This window comes from Neorhizobium sp. SHOUNA12A, assembly GCF_023006505.1.
Taxonomy (GTDB): domain Bacteria; phylum Pseudomonadota; class Alphaproteobacteria; order Rhizobiales; family Rhizobiaceae; genus Neorhizobium.
The window spans coordinates 35,351-42,090 of the sequence record NZ_JALBGV010000055.1 but is presented as its reverse complement, the minus strand read 5'-3'; the positions used below and the strand labels follow the sequence as shown (position 1 = coordinate 42,090).

Genomic DNA, 6,740 nt, shown 5'->3' with positions numbered 1-6,740 from the left:
ATCCCGCCGGCATCACCGCCGGCGCCATCGCCTTCGGCGCCGGCACGGCCGGGCTGCCCCTGGCGGAACTCGGCCAAGCTGCGGTCAACACGCACCTGCTGGTGATCATCTCGTCGCTGGTGGGGACGGCGCTGTCCTTGCTGGTGGCGAGGCCGACAAATGCGGAGTGATCAGGCGATCTGTAGTCCGAGATGTTCGACCATCGGCAGGTAATCCTTGTCCCTATGCAACAAGCGGTGGCCGCGCTCGATGCAATAGGTGCCGATAATCATATCTATCGTCTTCCGCACGGTGACGCCTCGATCCCGAAGAAGCCGGTAATTGGTCGCCGCCTTTACTGCAAGTGAGGGCGACAGCATTTGAGCAGCGGGAAAGTCGCGGAAGTTTTGTTCGATCCAACGGGCTTGATGGTAATCGCGAGCGCCCTGGAGCACTTCGAGCATGATGATATCGCCGACAAGAACAGTGCCCTGGGCTATGAAGGAGCGCAGTCTACCCGCGACATCGACATCGTCTTTTCGAAATAACGAAATCCAGACTGAGCTGTCGGCGACGATCATTCGCGGCCCTCTAAGCCCCAATCGGCAAAGCGCAAGGAGTCTTTCCGCATGTCATCGAGATCGCCATCCCAGCCGATGCCTTCGAGATTGTCGACCGCGCGCATCTGCCTGCGGATACGAACGAGATCCTTCAATGCCTGCTCCACCGTCGCCTTCTTCGTCGGCAGGCCGGTCAGTTCCATTGCTTCGGTGATCAGTTCATCATCGAGTTCGATATTGGTGCGCATAGCCACCTCGTGTGTATGAATTCCGAAAATTATACACCAAGGTGGCTGGCCTTACAACATCACTGAAACGCCGTCTCGTAAAAGCTTCTCAGCTTGCGCGAATGCAGTGTCTCGGTCGGCATAGCCGCAAGCTTCTGCACGGCGCGGATGCCGATCTGCAGGTGCTGACTGACCTGGGTGCGGTAGAAGGCGGTTGCCATGCCGGGCAGTTTCAGTTCGCCGTGCAGCGGCCGGTCGGATACGCAGAGCAGCGTCCCATAGGGCACGCGGAAGCGGAAACCGTTGGCGGCGATGGTCGCCGATTCCATGTCCAGCGCGATGGCGCGCGACTGGGAAAGCCGCTTCACCGGCCCGCGCTGGTCGCGCAGTTCCCAGTTGCGGTTGTCGATCGTCGCGACTGTACCAGTGCGCATGATCCGCTTGAGCTCGAAGCCCTGGTAGCCGGTGACTTCTTCAACCGCGCTCTCCAGCGCCTGCTGCACCTCGGCAAGCGCCGGGATCGGGATCCACACCGGCAGGTCGTCGTCGAGCACATGGTCTTCGCGCACATAGGCATGCGCCAGCACATAGTCACCCAAGCGCTGGCTGTTGCGCAGGCCGGCGCAGTGGCCGACCATCAGCCAGGCATGCGGACGCAGCACGGCGATATGGTCGGTGATCGTCTTGGCGTTGGAAGGCCCGACGCCGATATTGACGAGCGTGATGCCCGCATGGCCCTTCTTCTTCAGGTGATAGGCAGGCATCTGGGGCAGGCGGACGATCGCATCGGTTTCCGGCTTGTCGCTGCCGGCAAGCGTGACGATATTTCCGGGCTCCACGAAGGCCGTGTAGCCATCGCCGCCCTTTGCCATCATCTCCCGGGCCCAGGCCGCGAATTCGTCGATGTAGAACTGGTAGTTGGTGAACAGCACGAAGTTCTGGAAATGATCGGCGCTGGTCGCCGTGTAGTGGCTGAGCCGCGCCAGCGAATAGTCGATGCGCTGGGCGGTGAACGGCGCAAGCGGCGCCGGCTCGCCAGGCACCTGGTCGTATTCCCCATTGGCGATCAGGTCGTCGGTATTGTTGAGATCCGGCGTGTCGAAGAGATCGCGCAGCGAGATGTCGGCGAGCGAACTGGTCGCCGACGCTTCCACATGCGCACCTTCGCCGAAAGCGAAATGCAGCGGGATCGGCGTGGTCGATTCGGAAATCGTCACCGGAACGCTGTGGTTGCGCATCAGCAGGCCGAGCTGTTCCTTGAGGTAATGCCGGAACAGTTTTGGCCGGGTGATGGTCGTCGTATAGACGCCGGGGGACGACACATGGCCGTAGGAGAGGCGCGAGTCGGCGTGTCCGAATGAGGTCGTCTCGATGCTGACCTGCGGGTAGCAGGCGCGGTAGCGGCCGGTCACGGCGGCGCCGTCGGCAAGCGCTCCGAACGCCTCGATCAGGAACCGCGTGTTGCGCTCGTAGAGCTCGGTCAGGGCATCGACCGCCTCGACCGGATTGTCGAAGGCGCGCGGCTCGACCGGGCTCGGGCTGATGAAGGAAAGCGGGGATAGGGAAAAGATTCGTGTGTTCATGCGCTATTATAGTGGGAACTCAATAACAATCAAACGACGTCGGAAGACTCCTGCCGGTTGATCCATGAGTTTTCAAAGCGCGGCGACGCAGTTTGGCGTCGCGGGATGGTAACAGGGCACGGTCGTGCCGAGATGCACGCGCAGATCGTTGCGTGCCGGAGCTGCGACAAGCGCGGCAAAGGCAAATGCGAAAATGGTCATGATCAGCGTTACGATTGTCAGGCGACGTGCGAGGACGGTCATGGTTCTCTCCCCAAAGCCAATGGCGGCAGAATAAAGGCGCGGGGCTGAATGCGTCCTGAGAGAGGGCTTCATCCTGGGTTCAGAATGGTTAACGCCGGCCGAACAGAACGGACGCTTGAAGAGCCGCACATGACTGCGTCCCTGCCGAAACATGGTCCGGCGCAGGCACGAGGTGATCGGATGTCGCCGTGCATCTTCGAAGCCATGCCGATCGCGAAAAAGCCGACCCCTGGGGGCCGGCTTTAAAATTGGTTCTATCGGTGGAGAGGTCATTCCGTGCGCTGGTTGCGACCTGCGCGAGATGCGGTATCTTGAAGCAACTGCTTAGTTATGCGGACGCAACGTTCCGTCATAGTAGTCGCCTTCGTCCTGTCCACCGTCCAGGTCGGCATTGCCGCTGGTGTTGTTGTTGTACATGTAGCCGGTGCCCGGATAGATGCTGCCGGTCGACATGGTATCAACGCCCTGGCCACGATCCCGGCCGCGGTCCTGCTGGATGGTCGGCGGCGATTGCGGCAGGCCATTCGGGTCAGGATAGACGGCATCCTGTGCCATGGCGGCACCAGTATAACCTGCCGTAATGATAAGAGCGGCAATACCGGAAGTCAGATAGGTTTTCATTGTCCTGTCCTTTCCATCTGTTCTTATGGTGCGAAGCGATAGTCGCATCGCTCCGCCGAAGATAGAAATCCCTGGAAGGACGGATCGTTCCAATGGAAATGGAGCGGACTTGCCACTAACGGTTTTTTCTCTGAGCGGCGAAAAAGCCTGGAATACCGCGAAAAACGGGCGGTCCGCTGCCAAATGCAGGAATCTCACGAAGAAGAGCATCAACGTGATTGATTCGTGGAAAAGCTTCACTTAATCTTGAATACGGTGGCGGGTTTCAGAGTCCTGCCATCCACGCACCGGAAAGACGATTGCGACCCGTCTTTCCAATCGGTGTCTTGAATGAACTGCGAATACCAGCCGCGCAAGCGGCTGGTATTTCATTTTTTCCGTATATTTTCTGTCTGTCCGATCCCGCACTGGCCGAGGCTCCGTGCGGCTATCGATCGCGAGCGAACTTAAGAATTAGTTCGGGCGATTTGCGCCGCTGTAGTAGTCGCCGCTGTCCAGATCGGAGATACGGTTATCCCGTCCGCCGCCATTGTTGAACGGAAGCTTGCCGTCCTGGCGATCGATGCTGCCGGTGTTGGTGCGATCGATGGAGGTGGAAACGGAAGGCGCAGTCTTCTGAACGCCCTGGTAATAGTCGCCTTCAGCAAGTGCTGCACCGGCGAACGAAACCGAAGCGATCAGGGCTGCGGCGAGTGCGGAAGTTATCTTGGTCATTGTCTTATGCCTTTCAGAGTTGCCCGCGGCAGTGAGTTTGCGACCCGGCCTGCGGACATATGTTCAGTATCTTGAATAACGGCGGTTAGTTCGGACGAACTGCGCCTTCGTAGTAGTCGCCACGGTTGAGGATCACCGTGCCGTCGAAGCCCTTGCCGGACTGATCGGAGCCAGTGGCGTGCGAGACCGAGCCCGTGTAGCCGTAGCTGACCCGCGGATGCTGGGCCTTGGGAGCGGCCTGATGGCTGGAGGCAACCGGCTGGCTGGGAGCCGGTTCGACGGCGCCTTCGTAATAGGTGCCGCCGCTGGCAAGGGCGGCCGTGGCGAAGGAAGCGGTAGCGATCAGCGTAGCAGCGATCGTCGAAGTGATCTTAGACATGATCCTATTCCTTTTCAGAGTGATCCGCGGCTTCAAAGTTTGCGACCTGGCCTGCGGATGTGTTGTTTCGGTTGATTGAGGGCGGTTAGTTCGGACGAACTGCGCCTTCATAATAATCGCCGTGGTTCAGGGTGACCGTGCCGTCGAAGGACTGGTTCGACTGGGCCGAAGCCTTGGCGCGACCGATAGAACCGGTGTAGCCGAAGTTGTCGACGCGAGCGCCCTGAACGGCCTGAGCCTGTTCTGTAGGCTGTGCGCCTTCGTAATAGTCGCCTTCATCGGCAAGAGCGGCGGTGGCGAAGGAAGCCGAAGCGATCAGGGCTGCGGCAATTGCGGAAGTGATCTTGGTCATGATGGTAGTCCTTTCAGAGTGTTCCGAGGCTCATGAGTTTGCGACCTGGCCTGCGGAAATTGTTTCGGTGTTTTGAACGTCTGCGGTTAGTTCGGGCGGTTCGCGCCGTCGAAATAGTCGCCGCTGTTGACGTCTGCCTTCTGGGCTTCGGCCTTCTGACCGATACTGCCGGTCTGGACCTGGTCGGTCGTGGCGGAAACCTTGGAAGCGCCTTCGTAATAATCGCCTTCAGCGAGGGCGACGGAGGCGAAGGAAGCCGAAGCGATAAGGGCTGCGGCGATAGCGGAAGTGATCTTGGTCATGATGTTAGTCCCTTCAGAGCGTTCCGCGGCTCATGAGTTTGCGACCTGGCCTGCGGATTGTTGTTTCTGTGTCTTGAACGTCTGCGGTTAGTTCGGGCGGTTCGCGCCGTCGAAATAGTCGCCGCTGTTGACGTCTGCCTTCTGGGCTTCGGCCTTCTGACCGATGCTGCCTGTCTGGACCTGGTCGGTCGTGGCGGAAGCCTTGGAGGCGCCTTCGTAATAATCGCCTTCAGCGAGGGCGACGGAGGCGAAGGAAGCCGAAGCGATGAGGGCTGCGGCAATTGCGGAAGTGATCTTGGTCATTGTGGTAGTCCCTTCAGAGTGTTCCGCGGCTCATGAGTTTGCGACCTGGCCTGCGGATTGTTGTTTCGGTGTTTTGAATGAGCTGCGGTTAGTTCGGGCGGTTTGCACCTTCATAATAGTCGCCGCGGCCGATCGGAGCCTGGATCTGGTTGGCAGCCTGTTGATCCTTTGCAATGCTGCCGGTCTGAACATGGTCGACAGTCGCGGAGGCCTTGGAGGCGCCTTCATAATAGTCGCCTTCAGCGAGGGCGACGGAAGCGAAAGAAGCCGAAGCGATAAGGGCTGCGGCGAATGCGGAAGTGATCTTGGTCATTGTCTTTATCCTTGGAGTATGTTCGGTTCGGTCTTGGGTCGAACCAGAGTGAATTTCTGTTTGCGATGCTGATATCGGACCGATCGGTTCGATCCGAAAGCCCCACTTTTGGCGACTGTTGTCAACGAAACGTTGACAGCCAAAATCGGCTTTTAAAAATGCACGTTAAAAGTGCTAAGCAAGCTAATTTTTTTGAGATTGCCGTAAATAAACCGATTAAGTTACAATTTGGTAAGATAATTATCGATTAATATCAATAGCATAGACAGGTCGGACAGAATTTGCATCGCCTGCGTGTGCGTTTTGGCCGAATAAGGCTTTTTTGGGACTTTTGTGCGGCATAAATTGCGTTCAAGGCCTATTCAAGCTTTTCACAAAACTGTGACATCCAAAAATCCGCCGGACTTGGTGGTCAAATCCGATGCCGTTTCCGTGATCATGCTGCCTTTTGTTGGTGCGGCGCAGCAAAAAAATCAGGCAGTCCTTGACGTCGCGAGACGAAAAATGGCCGCGGCCTTTGCCGGCGCGACCATTTCTGCACTTCTTATATAAGGAATATGGGCGGGCCGACCTTAGAGGCGTGTCCAGGTCTGCGATTTGCAAAAGATCGCGAGGACGCAGCCCCTCATCTTCAGCGAATTGCCGCTGACCGAGCCTGAGCCGCTATAGGTCTTATCGTCCGCCGGGTCGGTGATCTCGCCGCTGTATTCGCCGTCCTTGCCGGAGAGCTTGCCGATCTGCTTGCCGGAATGTTTGCCGGTCTTCAGCGTCACGCAATAGGCGGTGTCGCATTTGCCGATCGCTGCGGTCTCGCCGCTGGCGGTTTTCCAATTGCCTTCGATCGGCTCGGCGGTCTGTGCCCCAGCTGCGGCAAGTGTCAGCGCGGCGGCAAGCATCAGTCTGCGCATCATGATTGTTTCCTCCTTTGCTTCCGCCGTCAGACCTTCTCAAGCGATAGACGGCGCGGTTTCCTCCAATTCGCACCCTTTGCGCGAACCCGGTTCGAAATTTATCTTACCCATACGTAAAGGTAAATATCGGATTGGCTGGAAAACGGGGATTTACAGCGTCGGGGAGGGCCAGGTTTTTCCACAGATCCTCGATGCGACCCGGATTCGTAGTTAGCGATCAGTTTAAATCCGTTTCTAAATTTTTCGTAAAAAT

At 57.9% G+C, this 6,740-nt stretch carries 12 protein-coding genes; all 12 read right to left on the bottom strand.

Annotation, left to right across the window (positions count from 1 at the left end):
* Positions 1-170 precede the first annotated feature (170 nt).
* The gene (locus MOV63_RS21945; protein WP_247036794.1) at positions 171-560 is read right to left on the bottom strand and encodes a PIN domain nuclease; all 390 of its coding nucleotides are present in this window, start codon (positions 558-560) and stop codon (positions 171-173) included.
* A complete protein-coding gene (locus MOV63_RS21940; protein ID WP_247036792.1) occupies positions 557-787 on the bottom strand; it encodes a type II toxin-antitoxin system VapB family antitoxin in 231 nt (76 codons plus the stop codon). The genes MOV63_RS21945 and MOV63_RS21940 overlap by 4 nt, the downstream gene beginning before the upstream one ends.
* A 59-nt stretch (positions 788-846) precedes the next feature.
* Positions 847-2,349 (bottom strand): AMP nucleosidase, encoded by a 1,503-nt coding sequence (gene amn, locus MOV63_RS21935; RefSeq protein ID WP_247036790.1) that lies wholly within the window; start codon positions 2,347-2,349, stop codon positions 847-849.
* 72 nt (positions 2,350-2,421) lie between these two features.
* A complete protein-coding gene (locus MOV63_RS21930; RefSeq protein WP_157884579.1) occupies positions 2,422-2,592 on the bottom strand; it encodes a hypothetical protein in 171 nt (56 codons plus the stop codon).
* A 324-nt stretch (positions 2,593-2,916) separates the two neighbouring features.
* Positions 2,917-3,213 (bottom strand): hypothetical protein, encoded by a 297-nt coding sequence (locus MOV63_RS21925; RefSeq protein ID WP_247036788.1) that lies wholly within the window; start codon positions 3,211-3,213, stop codon positions 2,917-2,919.
* A 453-nt stretch (positions 3,214-3,666) separates the two neighbouring features.
* The gene (locus MOV63_RS21920; RefSeq protein ID WP_038541420.1) at positions 3,667-3,927 is read right to left on the bottom strand and encodes a hypothetical protein; all 261 of its coding nucleotides are present in this window, start codon (positions 3,925-3,927) and stop codon (positions 3,667-3,669) included.
* 85 nt (positions 3,928-4,012) lie between these two features.
* Complete coding sequence (locus MOV63_RS21915; protein ID WP_038541422.1) at positions 4,013-4,306, bottom strand: hypothetical protein; 294 nt, start codon at positions 4,304-4,306, stop codon at positions 4,013-4,015.
* An 85-nt stretch (positions 4,307-4,391) separates the two neighbouring features.
* Positions 4,392-4,658: a hypothetical protein gene (locus MOV63_RS21910; protein WP_247036786.1), complete on the bottom strand. Its 267-nt coding sequence runs from the start codon at positions 4,656-4,658 to the stop codon at positions 4,392-4,394.
* Positions 4,659-4,744: 86 nt separating this feature from the next.
* On the bottom strand, positions 4,745-4,960 hold the full coding sequence (locus tag MOV63_RS21905) for a hypothetical protein (RefSeq protein ID WP_247036779.1): 216 nt from the start codon (positions 4,958-4,960) through the stop codon (positions 4,745-4,747).
* Positions 4,961-5,047: 87 nt separating this feature from the next.
* Positions 5,048-5,263, bottom strand: a complete 216-nt coding sequence (locus MOV63_RS21900) for a hypothetical protein (protein WP_247036777.1) — start codon at positions 5,261-5,263, stop codon at positions 5,048-5,050.
* A gap of 88 nt (positions 5,264-5,351) precedes the next feature.
* Positions 5,352-5,576 carry a hypothetical protein gene (locus MOV63_RS21895; RefSeq protein ID WP_038541431.1) on the bottom strand — a complete coding sequence of 75 codons (225 nt, stop codon included), beginning with the start codon at positions 5,574-5,576 and terminating at the stop codon, positions 5,352-5,354.
* Between the two features lie 572 nt (positions 5,577-6,148).
* Entirely contained in the window at positions 6,149-6,487 is a 339-nt protein-coding gene (locus MOV63_RS21890; RefSeq protein ID WP_247036776.1) for a DUF2147 domain-containing protein, read from the bottom strand.
* Between the last annotated feature and the right edge of the window lie 253 nt (positions 6,488-6,740).

Bases quoted from the DNA above. Each gene is read 5' to 3' on its own strand.
- MOV63_RS21945 (WP_247036794.1), bottom strand. From the start codon at position 560: ATGATCGTCGCCGACAGCTCAGTCTGGATTTCGTTATTTCGAAAAGAC.
- MOV63_RS21940 (WP_247036792.1), bottom strand. From the start codon at position 787: ATGCGCACCAATATCGAACTCGATGATGAACTGATCACCGAAGCAATG.
- amn (WP_247036790.1), bottom strand. From the start codon at position 2,349: ATGAACACACGAATCTTTTCCCTATCCCCGCTTTCCTTCATCAGCCCG.
- MOV63_RS21930 (WP_157884579.1), bottom strand. From the start codon at position 2,592: ATGACCGTCCTCGCACGTCGCCTGACAATCGTAACGCTGATCATGACC.
- MOV63_RS21925 (WP_247036788.1), bottom strand. From the start codon at position 3,213: ATGAAAACCTATCTGACTTCCGGTATTGCCGCTCTTATCATTACGGCA.
- MOV63_RS21920 (WP_038541420.1), bottom strand. From the start codon at position 3,927: ATGACCAAGATAACTTCCGCACTCGCCGCAGCCCTGATCGCTTCGGTT.
- MOV63_RS21915 (WP_038541422.1), bottom strand. From the start codon at position 4,306: ATGTCTAAGATCACTTCGACGATCGCTGCTACGCTGATCGCTACCGCT.
- MOV63_RS21910 (WP_247036786.1), bottom strand. From the start codon at position 4,658: ATGACCAAGATCACTTCCGCAATTGCCGCAGCCCTGATCGCTTCGGCT.
- MOV63_RS21905 (WP_247036779.1), bottom strand. From the start codon at position 4,960: ATGACCAAGATCACTTCCGCTATCGCCGCAGCCCTTATCGCTTCGGCT.
- MOV63_RS21900 (WP_247036777.1), bottom strand. From the start codon at position 5,263: ATGACCAAGATCACTTCCGCAATTGCCGCAGCCCTCATCGCTTCGGCT.
- MOV63_RS21895 (WP_038541431.1), bottom strand. From the start codon at position 5,576: ATGACCAAGATCACTTCCGCATTCGCCGCAGCCCTTATCGCTTCGGCT.
- MOV63_RS21890 (WP_247036776.1), bottom strand. From the start codon at position 6,487: ATGATGCGCAGACTGATGCTTGCCGCCGCGCTGACACTTGCCGCAGCT.